The 15,157-nt window shown below is 58.8% G+C and carries 15 protein-coding genes and 1 tRNA gene; 13 read left to right on the top strand and 3 right to left on the bottom strand.

Going from position 1 to position 15,157, the window contains the following annotated elements; all coding sequences use genetic code 11:
* The first annotated feature begins 5 nt into the window (after window positions 1-5).
* The 3 genes from ACZ46D_RS01700 to ACZ46D_RS01710 all read left to right on the top strand — a co-directional run bounded on the left by ACZ46D_RS01700 (window position 6) and on the right by ACZ46D_RS01710 (window position 3,625).
* Window positions 6-701, top strand: coding sequence for an ABC transporter ATP-binding protein (locus ACZ46D_RS01700; protein ID WP_464928310.1), 696 nt, complete (start codon window positions 6-8; stop codon window positions 699-701).
* Window positions 702-908: 207 nt separating this feature from the next.
* Entirely contained in the window at window positions 909-1,799 is an 891-nt protein-coding gene (locus tag ACZ46D_RS01705) for a phosphate/phosphite/phosphonate ABC transporter substrate-binding protein (protein WP_464928311.1), read from the top strand.
* A 200-nt stretch (window positions 1,800-1,999) separates the two neighbouring features.
* On the top strand, window positions 2,000-3,625 hold the full coding sequence (locus ACZ46D_RS01710; protein WP_464928312.1) for a methyl-accepting chemotaxis protein: 1,626 nt from the start codon (window positions 2,000-2,002) through the stop codon (window positions 3,623-3,625).
* 125 nt (window positions 3,626-3,750) lie between these two features.
* Here ACZ46D_RS01710 and ACZ46D_RS01715 read toward each other — a convergent pair whose 3' ends face one another.
* Window positions 3,751-4,725 (bottom strand): bifunctional riboflavin kinase/FAD synthetase, encoded by a 975-nt coding sequence (locus tag ACZ46D_RS01715; RefSeq protein ID WP_464928313.1) that lies wholly within the window; start codon window positions 4,723-4,725, stop codon window positions 3,751-3,753.
* Window positions 4,726-4,876: 151 nt separating this feature from the next.
* Here ACZ46D_RS01715 and ACZ46D_RS01720 point away from each other — a divergent pair.
* The 9 genes from ACZ46D_RS01720 to hflC all read left to right on the top strand — a co-directional run bounded on the left by ACZ46D_RS01720 (window position 4,877) and on the right by hflC (window position 12,099).
* Window positions 4,877-4,963 (top strand) — tRNA-Leu (locus ACZ46D_RS01720).
* Window positions 4,964-5,175: 212 nt separating this feature from the next.
* The gene (locus tag ACZ46D_RS01725; protein ID WP_464928314.1) at window positions 5,176-5,958 is read left to right on the top strand and encodes a flagellar motor protein; all 783 of its coding nucleotides are present in this window, start codon (window positions 5,176-5,178) and stop codon (window positions 5,956-5,958) included.
* Between the two features lie 83 nt (window positions 5,959-6,041).
* Window positions 6,042-6,836, top strand: a complete 795-nt coding sequence (locus ACZ46D_RS01730) for an OmpA/MotB family protein (RefSeq protein WP_464928315.1) — start codon at window positions 6,042-6,044, stop codon at window positions 6,834-6,836.
* A gap of 3 nt (window positions 6,837-6,839) precedes the next feature.
* Window positions 6,840-7,757 carry a rhomboid family intramembrane serine protease gene (locus ACZ46D_RS01735; RefSeq protein ID WP_464928316.1) on the top strand — a complete coding sequence of 306 codons (918 nt, stop codon included), beginning with the start codon at window positions 6,840-6,842 and terminating at the stop codon, window positions 7,755-7,757.
* A 77-nt stretch (window positions 7,758-7,834) separates the two neighbouring features.
* Window positions 7,835-8,014: a hypothetical protein gene (locus tag ACZ46D_RS01740; RefSeq protein ID WP_464928317.1), complete on the top strand. Its 180-nt coding sequence runs from the start codon at window positions 7,835-7,837 to the stop codon at window positions 8,012-8,014.
* Window positions 8,011-8,832, top strand: a complete 822-nt coding sequence (locus tag ACZ46D_RS01745; RefSeq protein WP_464928318.1) for a hypothetical protein — start codon at window positions 8,011-8,013, stop codon at window positions 8,830-8,832. Before ACZ46D_RS01740 ends, ACZ46D_RS01745 begins: the two co-directional genes overlap by 4 nt.
* 86 nt (window positions 8,833-8,918) lie before the next feature.
* Entirely contained in the window at window positions 8,919-9,737 is an 819-nt protein-coding gene (locus ACZ46D_RS01750; protein WP_464928319.1) for an alpha/beta hydrolase, read from the top strand.
* 244 nt (window positions 9,738-9,981) lie between these two features.
* Window positions 9,982-11,112, top strand: coding sequence for an FtsH protease activity modulator HflK (hflK, locus tag ACZ46D_RS01755; protein ID WP_464928320.1), 1,131 nt, complete (start codon window positions 9,982-9,984; stop codon window positions 11,110-11,112).
* Window positions 11,113-11,172: 60 nt separating this feature from the next.
* Window positions 11,173-12,099: a protease modulator HflC gene (gene hflC, locus ACZ46D_RS01760; protein WP_464928321.1), complete on the top strand. Its 927-nt coding sequence runs from the start codon at window positions 11,173-11,175 to the stop codon at window positions 12,097-12,099.
* A gap of 222 nt (window positions 12,100-12,321) precedes the next feature.
* Here the strand turns inward: hflC and ACZ46D_RS01765 are convergent, their stop codons facing one another.
* Window positions 12,322-12,990: a hypothetical protein gene (locus ACZ46D_RS01765; protein ID WP_464928322.1), complete on the bottom strand. Its 669-nt coding sequence runs from the start codon at window positions 12,988-12,990 to the stop codon at window positions 12,322-12,324.
* 26 nt (window positions 12,991-13,016) lie between these two features.
* A complete protein-coding gene (gene thiE, locus ACZ46D_RS01770) occupies window positions 13,017-13,694 on the bottom strand; it encodes a thiamine phosphate synthase (protein ID WP_464928323.1) in 678 nt (225 codons plus the stop codon).
* Window positions 13,695-13,849: 155 nt separating this feature from the next.
* Here thiE and ACZ46D_RS01775 point away from each other — a divergent pair, with 155 nt between their 5' ends.
* On the top strand, window positions 13,850-15,154 hold the full coding sequence (locus tag ACZ46D_RS01775; protein ID WP_464928324.1) for a citrate synthase: 1,305 nt from the start codon (window positions 13,850-13,852) through the stop codon (window positions 15,152-15,154).
* Window positions 15,155-15,157 lie beyond the last annotated feature (3 nt).

The following is a 15,157-nucleotide window of genomic DNA, read 5'->3' on the forward strand; positions in this document are numbered from 1 at the left end:
AACCCATGCATACAAGAGAAAACGCAGTGCGCCATCTCATTGAGATCCGAGACATCGGCAAGGATTATCAGACCGGGGCCAGTACGGTGAACGCCATCAAGCATATGAACTTTCAGGTGGACGATGGGGAGTTTATCAGCATCATGGGGCAATCCGGCTCCGGGAAAAGCACCCTGCTGGCCGTGTTGGGCGGGCTCAACCACCCGAGCCGGGGGCAGGTTCTGGTCGATTCCCTGGATATCTATGGCCTGAGCAGCGAACAGCGGGCCGATTTCCGCAGCGAGTACATCGGCATCATCTTCCAGTCCTTCCAACTCATCCCCTACCTGACGGTGCTGGAAAACATCAAGCTGCCCATGGCCATCACCGGCATCTCCGCCAGAGAGCAGGACGAGATGGCCCGCTCGGTTCTCGAAAAGGTGGGACTCGGCGCCAAGGCGGAGCGCTTGCCGGATCAGCTATCCGGCGGCGAGCAGGAACGGGTCGCCATTGCCAGGGCCATTGTCAACCGCCCGCCCATCCTGCTGGCCGACGAACCCACAGGCAGCCTGGACAGCGAGACGGCCGAAGGGGTCATGGCCCTGCTCCGTCAGTTGAACGAGGAAGGTCTGACCATCATCATGGTAACCCATAACCCGGACGCCTGCCGTCATGGCGATCGAACCATCCTGGTTCGGGACGGTCTCTGTCTGGCCCAGTGATTCCGCTGAAAATTTTTTTAAAAAGGATAATTCTCTTTGACACTATCTTCCTGAAAATTATACAATAAATACTGTGTGGGTGTTACTACCTATTCATTGTGCTTCCGACGCGCCCCTAGGCCTGCGCCGGAAGGTTCCTTGTCGTGCCTGTATAGGGTTCCGGATTATCCGGGAAAAGCATGAAACAATACAGCAAGGAGAAGTGTTATGGGAAGCAGCAAGAAAATCGGGATGATGGGCATGGCCCTGCTGGCCAGCGCCATGTTTGTCGCGGCGGCTCAGGCGGAAATCAAGATCGGTATCCTCGCCCTGCGGGGGGCGCCCAAGGTCATGGAGGAATGGGCCGCAACCGGCGAGTATCTCACCGGCAAGATGGGCGAGCCGGTTACCATTATGCCCCTGGAGTTTGCCGCCATTGAGCCCATGGTGAAAGATGGCAAGATCGATTTTGTGCTGGCGAACTCCGCCTTTTTCGTGGAGATAGAAAAACTTTACGGTGCCAAGCCCGTGGCCATGCAGATCAACTCGGCGGGCGGCAAACCGGTCAAGGAGTTCGGCGGCGTTATCTTTGCGCGCAAGGATAGCCCCATCAATAATCTTGCCGACCTCAAGGGCAAGAAATTCATGGTGGTGAAGGCCTCCTCTTTTGGCGGCGGCCAGATGGCCATGCGGTTGCTGCTCCAGAACGGGATCGATTACCGGAAGGATTTTGCCGAGTTCAAGGAAGGCGGCAAGCATGACAATGTCGTTCTGGCCGTGAAAAACGGGGCCATGGATGCCGGCAGTGTCAGAACCGATACCCTGGAGGCCATGGCAGCGGAAGGCAAAATCTCCATGGCCGATTTTAAGATCATCAACCAGGTCAAAGACAGCTTTCCCTTTGTCCACAGCACCGAGTTGTATCCCGAGTGGCCCATGGCTGCGGCAAAGCATGTTGATGCCGATAAGGTCAAAAAACTCGGCGATGCCCTCATGGCGGTGAAGCCTGATTCCGATGCGGCCAAAAAAGCCGGAATCCTCGGCTGGGCACCGCCTGCTGATTTCAAAAACGTGCGGGAATGCCTGAAGGCTCTTAAATATGGGGCCTTTGCCAACTAACAAATCAGTAAATGTTCAGCCGCACCGCAGGAGCTTTGTTGTCGGCTTGTTGCCAGGCGGCTATAGCTCACGTGTCAATTGTCGGCCGCAGGCAGACAATTGACACGTGCATCTGCGGCGGTCCTGAACGTTTACCTTGTCAGGAAATGAGCCACGTTTCTTTGTTTTAGGGAAACGCTTACACGAATTCGGGAGATCAGATGGCTTCGAAAAAAAGAGGAATTGCTGCCAGGTTTATTCTCATCGTCTCAGTCCTGGCGCAGGGTTTGATGGCCGTATTGGCGGTGGTGGCTATTTACACCGCCAGCCATTCCCAGGGCAAGCAGGCGGAGGAGTTTATCGCCCGGCTCAAATCCGAGCAGGCGGCGCAGGAAAAGCTGCTGGCCGGGGAGATGCGGCAGAAGGGGGAGTCCATCGCCGCGCTCCTGGCCCAGACAGGGTCGGCCCTGATCGTGGGGTATGATTTTGATTCCATGACCAGGCTTGCCAACAACGCCAAGAATGACGAAGACGTTGTCTCCGTGGTCTTTTACGGCAAGGACAAGAATGTGGTTGCCGAAGCCAAGGATCAGGAGGAAGCCAAGGAGACCCTGCGCAAGGAAATCCTGTTCGATGGCAAGACCATCGGTTTTGTCGAGGTGGGTTTGAGCTTTGCCGGGGTTGAGAAAAACTCGGAAGAGGTCTCCCGCCGCATCGAGGAACAGGTACGGGTCACCCAGGAGGAGCTGACGGCGGCTTCCTGGCGGCTGGGGATGGTCATTGTCCTGGCCATCGGTTGTGTGGTGCTGGCTCTTTGTCTTGCCGTGTATTGGAGTTTGTCCCGTTTTGTCATCACCCCGGTTGGCCTGATCATTAGCGGTTTGGAAGACTGCGCCGCCCAGGTTACCTCTGCTTCCGGCCAGCTTTCCGGCGCAGCGCATCAGCTGGCCGAAGGTGCCTCCGAAGAGGCGGCCTCCTTGGAGGAGACCTCCGCCTCCCTGGAAGAGGTTTCGACCATGGCCCGGCGCAATGCCGACAACGCTGCCGAGTGCAATTCGCTCATGCGCGAGGTGAATACGGTGATGGGCAAGGCCAATCAGTCCATGGCCGCGCAAACCGTGGCCATGGGGGAAATCTCCAAGGCCAGCGAACAGACCTCGAAGATTATTAAAACCATCGATGAGATTGCCTTCCAGACCAATCTGTTGGCCTTAAACGCCGCAGTCGAGGCTGCCCGGGCCGGGGAGGCCGGGGCCGGCTTTGCCGTGGTCGCCGACGAGGTGCGCAACCTGGCCATGCGGGCGGCGGAAGCGGCCCGTAACACCGCAGATCTCATCGAAGGCACTGTGAAAAAGGTGAAAGAGGGCGAGGATCTGCTGGTCCAGACCAACGAGGATTTCTGCGAGGTTGCCGAGGTGGCGGCCAAGGTTGGCAGTCTGGTGGATGAAATCGCCAGTGCGTCCCATGAGCAGACCCAGGGGCTTGACCAGGTCAATTCGGCCATGACCGAGATCGACCGAGTGACCCAGCAAACCGCGGCCAGCTCGGAAGAGGCGGCCAGCGCCTCGGAAGAGTTGAGCGCCCAAGCCGAGTACATGAAGAAGTATGTGGATGACCTGGACCATCTGGTCAGCGGCGGGGTGGGCTCCGGTTCTGGCACGGGAAAATCCGGGGCGGCGCCGAAAATGGGACGGCAGGCGAGGAGGAAGTCCGCACCGGCCTTGAGCGCACCTTCCGCTGCAAAGGCGGGAGGAAAAAAGCCTCAGGCCATTGCTGCTCCGGCAGCGGCGAAGAAAACGGGCAAGGACGTCATTCCCTTTGACGAGGATGCGTTCGAAGATTTCTAGGAATTGTTACAAGATGCCGTTTTGGCCATAGGAAATGACCAAGTGTTTAGCTGCGGCTGAGAAGAAATAAAAGAATTGAGTACAAAAAAAAGGCCGGGAGCACATGCTCTCGGCCTTTCGTTATTTTAGCGGTTGTATTTTTCTTCGCAGGACAGGCGGATTTCTTTTTGGGCATCCTCGAGAACCTTCTTGGCTTCGGCTACGTCCATGGCAATCTGGGCGGCCAATTCTTCGGGCCCGGAAAACTTTTTTTCTCCACGCAGGAAGCGGAGCAGGTTTATCTTGATCGGCTTGCCGTAGATGTCCTGGTTGAAATCGAAGATGTGGGTTTCGGCGGAAAGCTGGCTTCCGGCAAAGGTCGGGTTGTAGCCGATGTTGAGCACCCCGCCGTAGCATTTGCCGTCGTAGATTACCTGGGTGACGTAAACCCCCAGGCGCGGGCAGAGATCCTCTTCGGCAATGGCGAGGTTGGCGGTGGGAAAACCCAAGAGTGGGCCGCCGCGCTGTTGGCCCATTTTGACCTCGCCCCGGATCTGGTAGTAGCGCCCCAGCAGTTTTTTGACGTCTTTCATCTTGCCCAGCCCCACCAGTTCCCGGATTTTGGTGCTGCTGGCCAGCATCCCCTCTACATAGTACGGCTCCACCACCGAGACGGTGAAACCTTTGGCTTTGCCTTGCTCCTTAAGAAAGGGGATGTCGCCCTGGCGGCTTTTGCCAAAGGCGTAGTCGTAACCCACCACCAGATCCTGAACGCCGATGGCCTTGCGCAAAACCTGATCGACAAAGGTCTCGGCCGGGGTGTTGGCAAATTCCCGGGTAAAGGGGAGAATGATCAGCGCGTCGATATTGGCCAGGGCGATGAGTTCTTTTTTCTGTTCGAGGGTGGAGATGAGCTTGAGGCCGATGTCGGGTCGGACCACCTTGAGCGGATGCGGCTCAAAGGTGACGGCCACGCTGGTCCCTCTGTTCCGATAGGCGCGGCTCACCACCTCGGAGAACAGAATCTGATGGCCCAGATGAACGCCGTCAAAGTTGCCGATGGTGACTGCAGCCCTGGGGAAAGGCCCTGGTATGTCGTTGATGTCCGTGTATATATCCATGGTAATGGGCGTCCTGATTGTGTGTGCCCACACAATAGGCGACAACCCCGAAAAGGTCAAGCCGCGGCCAGGAGAGATTTTTTACAGAGGCCCCGGTTAATTGTCTTGACAAACACCCCCCGAAAAAATTATTATCGCCTCTCACTGATGTGCCGAAGTGGCGGAATTGGTAGACGCGCTAGGTTCAGGGCCTAGTGGGGGTTTCCTCGTGGAAGTTCGAGTCTTCTCTTCGGCACCATCTTGAAAAATGTTTTGCGGTGAAAAATCTGGTCATGCTTCGGCATGGCCTTTTTTTTTGCGATGCGCAGCGGTTTGGTAAGTCTGGATGCCAATATGCGGAGTCTTTCGGTTTCTGCGGCGTCCGCCTCTCTTTTTGTTGACCTGGGAAGGGGGAACCGTGCTATAATACGGGCATTTCCCCTTGGATAACTCAACGGAGTCGCACAGCATATGGATATAGCTACCCTTATCGGCCTGTTTATGGGCTTTGGGGCCGTGATCGGCGGCCAGCTTCTTGAGGGTGGCCACATCGACGCCCTTCTCCAGCCCACGGCGGCCCTTATTGTCTTGGGGGGAACGTTTGGCGCAACCTTTGTCTCCTTTCCTCTTCCTGATTTGCTGCGGGCCTTCAGCAGTGCGGCCACGGCCTTTTTTCCCCAGGAGGAAGATCCGGAGGATCTGATCGGCAAGCTGGTCGGTTTTGCCAGCACCGCCAGGAAGAACGGCCTGATAACCCTGGAGCAGGATGCGCAGCGGGTCAAGGACCGCTTTCTGGGGCAGGGGCTGGAAATGGTGGTGGACGGCATGGACCCCGACGAGGTCATGGCGGTCCTGCAGATCGAACTCACCAATTTCGAGGAGCGTCACAAGGTCAGCGCCGAGGTGTTTGAGGCCGCCGGCGGCTTTGCCCCCACCATCGGCATCATCGGCGCGGTTCTGGGACTGATCCATGTAATGAACAATCTTTCCGACACCTCCAAGCTTGGCGCGGGAATCGCCGTGGCCTTCGTGGCCACGATTTACGGCCTGATGACCGCCAACATTGTCTGCATCCCCATCAGCACCAAGCTCAAGAAAAGATTGAAGGAGCAAATTCTCCAGCGGGAAATAGTGATCGAGGGCCTTCTTGCCATTCAGAAAGGCGAGAACCCCAGAATGATCGAAAAACGGTTGCGGGGTTTCACCCTGACCAGCGGGGTCTTGATCTACAGCCGAGGTGCGGGCGGCTCATGAGCAGTAACCTTTCAGCCGCACCGCTGAACGGTTGCTATCCAGTGGCTACCGAAAAAAAATAGCGCCCGTGGGGAACGATTATCATGAGCAGACCGAAACGAAAAAAAGCCCATGAGAAGGAACCGAATCTGGAGCGGTGGCTTGTCTCCTATGCGGACTTCATCACCCTGCTCTTTGCCGTCTTTGTAATGCTCTATGCCATGTCCATCGTGGATCAGAAAAAAATGGAGGAGGTGCAGGCCTCCATCCAATCCTCCTTCTCCGGGCCGCAGACGTTAACCCCGGCTCTCAAGGTCATCGGCAACAAGGATTTTGGCCTGATCCCCGAAGCGGTAGAGCAGCCGGTGCCGTCTCAGGCCCAGGATGAGGCCGCTGCCGCCGCCGAGGCCCAGGAGTTCAGCCAGATCAAGAAGGAGGTCGAGGACAATCTCCAAGGATACGGCGCAAAGAATGAGGTGCAGTTGACCGTCAACGAACGGGGCCTGGTGATCAGTCTGAAGGAGGCGGGATTCTTCCCCTCCGGTTCCGCCCAGATGCAGCCGGCAGCCCTGCCCATCCTGGACAAGATCGCCACCTCCATCTCCCGCTATGACAATACCCTCCGCATCGAAGGCCATACCGATAATGTGGCAATCAAATCCGTGGCTTTTCCCTCGAACTGGGAACTCTCCACGGCTCGGGCCAACAGCATTGTCCACTATCTCGTTGAGAAACACGGGTTCAAGGGTGCCAAGTTGTCCGTGACCGGGTATGCCGAATACCGGCCCATCGCGGATAACGCCACCGAAGAAGGCAGGAAGCTCAATCGGCGGGTTGATATTGTCATGCTTTCCCGGAAGGGGGCCCAGGGTGAGGCGCTGAAATTCGGCGGGGAATAGCCGATGGCAACTAAGTCCGGGGAGGTGTCTGTCGGGATGACTCCGGAGGCGGATCTGGCCCATCTTTGGTCCTTGGTGCTGGACGCCGCGGATATCGATCATCGCCTGCACCATGGCGAGGCGGGCTGGCAGCTGCTGGTTTCAGCGGAAAATACTTCCCGCGCCAGCGAAGAGTTGCTCCTTTTTACCGAAGAAAACCGTAACTGGCCGCCGGAACGGGCAACACGATCCGATCGGGAGGGTATAGTCGAGAACTCGCCGCCCGTGCTGCCGGTTATGGGCGGGCTGGTTATTTTCCATCTCATTACCGGCGGCTGGGAGAGCCACAGTCACTGGTTTGCCAGCGGTTCCCTTGACCGGGCCCGGGTGATGAACGACGGGCAGTGGTGGCGGCTGATCACCGCCCTTACCCTGCATGCGGACAGCGTGCACCTTCTTGGCAACATCTTCTTCGGCGGCCTGCTGGTCTATTCCCTCTGCCGGCATCTTGGCAGCGGTATTGCCTGGTTCTCGGTGCTGCTCACCGGTGTTCTTGCCAATGCCATCAATGTGTTTTTTCACGATGATCTCTACCATTCCATTGGCTTCTCCACCGCGGTTTTCGGCATGGTCGGCATGTTGAGCGGTATGCGTCTGCGTCGGATCGGCGGTTGGCAGGAAATGGTGCTTGCCCTGGGCAGTGCGGCAAGCCTGCTGGCGCTCATGGGTTCTTCCGGAGAGAGGACCGATCTGGGCGCGCATTTCTGGGGGGTAACCGTTGGCCTGCTGGTCGGGATGCTCCTTGTCGCCCTGGGGTTTGCCGGGAAACGGGTTCTTGCTCCCGGTGGGCAATGGCTGCTTTTTTGCGGCAGCCTGGCGCTGGTTTTCGGGTGCTGGCTGTACGCCCTGTCTCCCTTGGGAAGGTTCGAGCTTTCTGGCTGAATCCCCCCGAAGGCGCTGCGGGACAGTTAACGGGGCCTGATATTTCTCCCTGACCTTCACCCGGCAAAGGAGACCCCATGGAACCCATATGGCGGAAGCATTCCCTGCAAGGTGTTCCGGCGGAAGTCGACCTTTGCCCCCGTAATTTCGGGGCCTATCTGCAGCAGGGGGTCGGATTGCAGATAGGCGAGCGGTTGGCCGGCATGCTGGCCAACCTGCGGCAATATCCGGTGGCGCAGCGCGGTGAAGGGGTATGAGCCGCACCTGGCGCAAGGTCAGCCCCCGTGGTGCCAAGGGACTCGTCCTGGCCCTGCTGATGGCGGCGCTTATTGGCTTCACCTGGGCGCTGCCGCGCATTCCGCAGCCCCTCGAATACCACCGGTTCGCCGATCAGCGCGGTTGTTTTGGCCTGCCCCATTGCCTTGATACTGCTTCCAATGCCCTCTTCGTGCTGATGGGTGTGGTGGGCTTACGCTTCCTCTCTGGTTCCTCAGTCCGGCGCGCCTTTATTGAGCCGCACGAAGCGCTGCCCTACGCGCTCTTTTTTTTCGCCACCATCCTGATCGGCTTCGGTTCGGGCTTTTATCATTTGGCCCCCGACAACGGGAGACTGGTGTGGGATCGGGCCGCCATTGCATTGGCCCTCATGGCCTGGTTCGCCGCCATCCTCTGCGAGCGGGTGAGTCCCACCGCCGGGCTGCGTCTGCTGCCGCTGCTCATCGCCGCCGGGTTCGGCAGCGTCGCCTATTGGGCTTGGAGCGAAGCGCATGGCATGGGCGACCTGCGTCTCTACGGCTTGATGCAGCTCACCCCGATGCTGCTGCCGCTGCTGCTTTGGCTCTATCCGCCCCGTTACAGCGGCGACCGCGACATTCTGATCGTCATCGGCTTGTATGGCCTGGCTTTGTTGTGCGACTTGAGCGACCGGCCGATCTTCACCCTGACCCACGGCCTCGTCAGCGGGCACACGGTCAAGCATCTGGTCGCCGCGCTGGCGGTGTATGGGGTTGTATGGCGCTTGAAACGCCGCCGGATTCTGCCAGCGCACCCGGGGGAATCCGCGGCAACTGCCTGACACGACCGGGCTGGCGTCTTTGTAAATTTGGTGCCGCAGTCGAATGCAGGGAGGATTTTGTGCATCGTATTGGCAGGAGGGGCAAAATGATCTGGAGTCTTTTGGCCGCCCTGGCGCTGGCGTACGGGGGTGTCTCCGCGCTGCTGTTTTTCTCCCAGGAGAAATTACTCTATTACCCGCAGGTCGGGCGGGAGATGCAGTCCACCCCACGCGACCATGGCCTTGACTACCAGCCGCTGACCCTGGTCACGCCGGACGGCGAACGGCTGGACGCCTGGTTCGTGCCAAAGGCGCAGGCGCGGGCGAGCGTGCTGATCCTGCACGGCAATGCCGGGAATATTTCCCACCGCCTGGACACCATCGCCATGTTCCATCGCCTGGGGTACAGTGTTCTGATTTTCGATTATCGCGGCTATGGCCGCAGCACCGGCCAACCCTCCGAGGAAGGTCTGTACCGCGACGCGCAAACTGCCTGGGATTACCTGGTCCGGCAACGCGGTATACCGCCCCAGCGTATCATTCTCTTCGGCGAATCCCTGGGCGGCGGAGTGGCGACCTGGCTGGCCGCCCGGGAACGACCGGGCGCATTGGTACTCTCTTCGGCCTTTACCTCGGTGCCGGAACTGGCTGCCGACCTCTATCCCTGGTTGCCCGTGAAATGGCTGGTGCGCCTGCGCTATGACAGCCGCGCCGCGTTGGCGAAAATAAACTGCCCGGTGCTGATCGCCCACAGCCCGGAGGACGAGATCGTGCCGTTTCGGCATGGTCAAGCGCTGTTCGCTACTGCGGCGGAACCCAAGATCTTTCTCCCCCTGGCGGGCGGCCACAACGACGGCTTTATCTTCATGCGCCCGGCCTGGGTGGAGGTTCTGGCCGATTTTTTGCGCAACCATCTGGACCGGTGATTGGTTCCAATCCCCTGAGTCTGCTGCGGGCGGTTGAAGCCGTCCCTGGAACCGTCTGCTGGTGCATCACCAGAAGAAAGATGGTGTGTCGAACTCAACGGAATAACTGGTTGCGCTGCGCTTGGGCCTTGAACCGCCCTGGTAAGACTGGTAGGGTGATGTCTCAAGGTCGGGCAGGGAGCGGATGTTTCCCCATGCTGCATGGAAATCTGGTACGAATTTTTTCAAAAAAGGAGTTGAGCCCATGGCCTGGGATGATCAGGATCAGCAGCCACCTTGGGGCAAGAAAAAAACCCCGCAAACCCCGGAAGAGGTTATTGCCCTCGTGCTTACCAAGCTCAAGGAGTTCTTTGACGGAGGAAGCGGCGGCGGGGAGAAGAGCGGAATCGGCGGGGGCGGCCGCTCAGGACCGGATCTCGGTATGGGGCTCTTTGGCCGCCTCGGCAGGCTCGGCCTGATCATCGGCAGTCTTTTTCTGGGCGCTCTCCTGTTTTCCGCCTTTTATACCATCGCTCCAGGCGAACAGGGCGTGGTGCTGCGTTTTGGCAGATATGTCAAAACCACCTCGCCGGGCTTAAGTTTCAAGCTGCCCTTCATGGACGAAGTCATCAAGGTCGATGTGGAAAACGTCCGCAAGGAGGAGTTCGGCTTTCGAACCAAGAGCCCGGGGCAGCGCAGCGAGTTTGAGAAGACAGGCTATGGCGCCGAGTCGCTCATGCTCACCAGCGACCGCAATGTCATCGACCTGGAGTGGATCATCCAGTACAAGGTGCAGGACCCCGTCTTTTTTGCCTTCAAGGTCAAGGATGTCAAGCAGGCGGTCCGCGATATTTCCGAGGTTTCCCTGCGCCGCATCGTCGGCAACATGACCTTTGATTACGTGCTCAGCAACCGGGAAATCCTGGCGGCGGCGACCCAGCGTGAGGTTCAGGCCTCGCTGGACCGGTACCAGGCCGGGGTGAAGATCGTCACCGTCCAGTTGCAGGACGTGAATCCCCCGGAACAGGTGAAACCTGCCTTCAACGAGGTCAACGAGGCAGATCAGGACATGAAGCGGCTGGTGAACGAGGCGGAGGAGGCCTACAACCGGGAGGTGCCCAAGGCCCGCGGCGACGCGAAAAAGGTGCTGGAAGAGGCGCATGGCTACGCGGTGGAGCGGGTGAATCTGGCCAAGGGCGATGCCTCCCGTTTTCTGGCCATCCTCAAGGAATACAAGGGGGGGCAGGATGTCACCCGGAGGCGCATGTATCTGGAGACCATGCAGGAGGTTCTGCCCAAGGTCGCCGAGATCTATGTGGTTGACGGGGACAAGGGGGGGCTTTTGCCCTTTCTCGACGTGCGGGGTGGGTCCAAGGGTACTTCGAAGGCACCCTAGTCAAAAATCGCGTTTCGTCCAGGTTGCAGGATAGGCCAAGGAAAAAGACAGGGGAAGCCAGTGAATAGAATACTGCGTGGTGTGTTGATAGCGGTGGTGATAGCGGCGGGAGTGGTGCTGGCCAATGCGTTTTTTGTTCTGCCCGAGGGCAAGCAGGCGGTGATTACCCAGTTTGGCCGTCCGGTGGGCAAGCCCATCACCGAGGCCGGCTTGAAATTCAAGACCCCCTTTATCCAGGAGGTGACTTTTTTCGACAAGATGATTCTCATCTGGGACGGGGACCCGAATCAGATCCCGACCAATGACAAGACCTTTGTCTATCTGGATGTCACGGCGCGCTGGCGCATCTCCAACGCCCTGGTTTTCCTGCAGGCGGTCAACAACGAGACACGGGCCCAGACCATCCTTGATGATATTATCGACGGCACGGTCCGGGATTTGGTCAACAAGAATGACCTGGTGGAGATCATCCGCAGTTCGGATTGGGATCCGGAAGCCATGGGCTTTGGCCCCGTGGGCAAGGATGAGCAGATCCGCTACGGCCGGGACAAGATTTCGGCCATGATCCATGCCGCCGCCTCCAAGGTCACGCCCCAGTATGGTATCGAACTGGTGGACGTGATGTTCAAGCGGGTCAACTATATCGACACGGTCCAGCAGCGGGTGTATGAGCGGATGATTTCAGAGCGCAAGCGGATCGCGGCGGAAAAGCGCTCCACCGGCGAGGGACAGAAGTCGGAGATCCTCGGCAAGCTTGATCGGGAGTTGAAGGAGGTCAGCTCCCTGGCCGCTCGGGAGACTCAGGAGATCAAGGGCAAGGCCGATGGCGAAGCCGCCAGGATTTATGCGGACGCCTACAATCAGGACCCCGAGTTCTACGCCTTTACCAAGACCATGGATGCCTACCGGCACACCATGGGGGAAAACACCCGACTGGTGATCTCCCCGGACTCGCCGTTTTATCGCTACCTGAAAACCCTCAAATAACTGTAACTGCCCAGCAGCACCGCATCTGCTTCGCAGTCTCGCTCTGCGCTCGCTTAGCTGTCATCGGCCGGCTCGTGTGCGACAGCACACTTCGCCGGCCTCTTTGTCGGACACTTCTGCCGACAATTGACACGCGCATCTGCGGCAGCAGCGAAGCGGCGCTGCTGGGCACTTACGTGCCGTGGTTTTCGTCTATCAAACGGGATAGTGACAAGTGCCCGGCTATTCCAGGTCGAGCGGGGTGAGGGGATAAGCGGGCCGGTGTTCCTCGGCAGAGAAGGGGAGCCTCCCCTTTTTGTTGAGCAGGGTCAGCAGCTCTTCCAGCTGGGTTTCGCTTTTCAGGTCCGATTTGCCGAGCAGGGTGAAGCGGCAACCGCAGGAGGTCAGCTGCCCTCCGCACCAGGGGCAGATCTCCACCGGGCAGCCCAGGATGTGGACCTCGCCGTCCGCCACATGGCAGAAGGGACAGAGATCGTGGTGCAGATGGGCCGGGACATAGACCGGGAAGTTGGTCAGGTCCGCATACTTTTTGAGAAAGGCCTCGCGGCCTTCAAGGTTGAAAAAGGCCAGCACCTCCTCCTCCCAGATGCCCTCGGCAAGGGGTCCCAAGAATTCGGCCTGTTCGGTGGTGGCCAGGTAGAGGTAGTCGGTTTGCCCGGTGCTGGCGCAGATCAGAAAGGTTCCCTGTCTGCGGTCCAGCAACCGGAGAACGGTGATGGCGTCTTCCAACCCCTCGGGCAGGTAGCTGTAAAAGGCGTGAAAGATGTTCAGCGCCACGCTGTCCGTGTCGTGTTTTTCCACCAGGGCAGCGGCCGTGGTCAGATCAGCGGGAGGCACGGCGTATTGCATGAGCAGCTTGATGTCGGCGAGTCGTTGGGTGAGGGTGGGCACGGTTTTTCCTTTGTTGTCTTCTTGCCTCAGGCAAGCGTTGTTTGGTGCTGGATCGCGGCCAGCCAAGCCCTGGTTTCCGCAGCGATGTCATCGGCACAGGTCAGGGCCGTGACCACGGCCAAGCGTCTGGCCCCCATGGCGGTCAGTTCCGGGATATGTTCTTTCTTGATGCCGCCCATGACCGTGAAGGGCAGGGCGCTGCGGGCGCTGAATTTTTGAATGGCTCCGGGGCCGAGGAAGGTGGAGAGACCGTCCTTGGTCTGGGTGGCGTAGAGCGGGCCGATGTTGAAGTAGGAGGCCCCGCGGTTTTCCGCGGTGGCGGCCTGCTCTTCCGTGTTGCAGGAGACGCCGATGATGAGCTCCGGGGCCAGGGCGCGGACCTCTGCTGCCGGGAGGTCGCTGTTGCCGAGATGGACCCCGTCGGCGCCGCTGACAAGGGCGATATCCACCCGGTCATTGACGATGAACAGGGCGCCGGCCTCCAGGGTTTTCTGGCGGAAGATTCGGGCCTTTTCGCAGAGGCGCAGGCTGTCGGATTCCTTGTCCCGCAGCTGGACGATTTTTGCCCCTCCGGCCAGCACTGCCTCCAACCAGGCCAGATCGCTGCGGCCCTTGGCCAGCCGCTCGCAGGAGACCGGATAGAGGGTGACCTCCTCGATAAATTTTTTGAGCCGCTGCCGGTACAATTCTGTTTTTTCGTGCATTGCCACAGCTCTCCTTGCGGGCGGCGTCAGGTTCTTACTTGTTGAAAAAAAACTATTTAAGTATATTAATCGATTTGAGACGATCTTTCATTACGGTTTTTGAAAATACAGGCGAGCAGCCCCCGAGAAGAGCGGGGTCGCAGCGAAGGGCACTTATGGGAAATGTGATTGTCGGTAAAGAAACAGCGGAGTTGAAGCTCGACGGTAAGGTCTACCAGTTGCCGATCATCGTCGGCAGCGAGGGGGAAAAAGCCATCGACATCCGGGCCTTGCGCGCCCAGTCCGGCTACATCACCCTGGACAGCGGCTTCATGAATACCGGCTCCTGTTGCAGCAGCATCACCTTCCTGGACGGGGAGCAGGGCATTTTGAGCTATCGCGGCTATGCCATTGAGGATCTTGCCGAGCATTGCACCTTTGTCGAGGTCGCCTATCTCCTGGATCACGGCAGTCTGCCCACCCAGACGGAGCTGAGCAAATTCAGCCAGCTGCTCGGCAAGTACGCCATGGTCCACGAGGACATGATCCGCTTCTTCGACGGCTACCCGCCCAACAGCCCGCCCATGGCCATTCTTTCCTCCATGGTCAACTCCCTGTGCAGCTTCTATCCGGACATGCTGGACAATCCCCTGGAAAACATCGACAAGATGGCGGCCCGGTTGCTTTCCAAGGTGCGGACCATCGCCGCTTTTTCCTACAAGAAATCCATGGGCCAGCCCCTGGTTTATCCGCGGCATGATCTGAGCTACTGCGCCAACTTTTTGAACATGATGTTTGATTCTCCGGTCAAGCCGTACGAGATCAACGACACGGTGGTCCGGGCTCTGAACAAGCTGTTGATTTTGCACGGCGACCATGAGCAGAATTGCTCCACCGCCACGGTGCGGGTGGCAGGCAGCGCACGGGTCAACCTCTACGCCTCGATCTCCGCCGGAATCAACGCCCTGTGGGGGCCGCTCCACGGCGGGGCCAACCAGGCGGTGATGGAGATGCTCACCCAGATCCATGCGGAGGGCGGGGACTACAAAAAGTATATCGCCAAGGCCAAGGATCCGGCTGACCCGTTCCGCCTGGTCGGCTTCGGGCATCGGGTTTACAAAACCCACGACCCGCGCTCGCGGATCATCAAGAAGGCCTGCGATGATGTGTTGACGGCTCTGAATATCTCCGACCCTCTGTTGGATATCGCCAAGGAGCTTGAAGAGGTGGCCCTGCGGGACGAGTATTTCGTGGAACGAAACCTCTATCCCAACGTGGATTTTTACAGCGGCATCATCTACCGGGCCATCGGCATCCCCACCAATATGTTCACGGTGATGTTCGCCCTCGGTCGTCTGCCCGGCTGGATCGCCCACTGGAAGGAGATGTGGGATGATCCCGACTGGCGGATCAGCCGTCCCAGACAGGTCTATGTCGGCCCGAAACGGCGGCCCTTTGTCTCGCTTGCCGACCGGACGTAGGAA

The sequence above is a fragment of the Thiovibrio sp. Mzg5 genome (assembly GCF_055379285.1).